The 622-nt window shown below is 39.5% G+C and carries 1 pseudogene; it reads left to right on the top strand.

Going from position 1 to position 622, the window contains the following annotated elements:
• Window positions 1-622 (top strand): annotated as a pseudogene (locus Q0951_RS17035) (hypothetical protein); the annotation flags it as partial.

Here is a 622-nt window from a genome sequence, read left to right as displayed (position 1 = left end):
ACTGGACCAATAAAGCAGAAGAAGGCGATGGAAACTCTACTCCTTCTGCTGATACAGGACCATCTCTAGCATCAGATGGAAGCCGCTTCATATTTATTGAAGCATCTAACCCTAATTTCCCTAGTAAAATAGCACGACTCGTAAGTCCGTGTTTAGATTTTACCGGAAGAGAAAATGCAGCCCTTACATTTGATTACCACATGTTTGGTGGATTTACTGGTGTGCTGACAGTTGATGTTAGTGTCGATAATGGTGTTAACTATACAACACTTACAGACTATACCCTATCTGGAAGTCAACAAAATGCCCATACAGATCCATGGAAAACACAAAATGTAGACTTGTCATTATTTGACGGTCAATCCATAAAATTAAGATTTAGTGCTACTACAAGTTCTGACGGAACAACTGGCTGGCAAGGAGATATTTCATTGGATAACTTCGGAATTACTTCTGATGAAGCAACGGGATCTGCTCCACCTACTGCTGTTTGTCAAAACATAACAGTACAATTAGACAATACTGGAAACGCATCTATTGTTGCCGCCGATGTCGATGGTGGATCTTCAGATGATGTTGCTGTTACAAACCTAAGTATTGATATTGATACTTTTGATTGTAG

Origin of the sequence: uncultured Psychroserpens sp., assembly GCF_947501425.1 — a bacterium.
Taxonomy (GTDB): Bacteria; Bacteroidota; Bacteroidia; order Flavobacteriales; family Flavobacteriaceae; genus Psychroserpens.
Note: the sequence above shows the minus strand (reverse complement) of the source record. Positions and strands in the feature narration are given on the sequence as shown.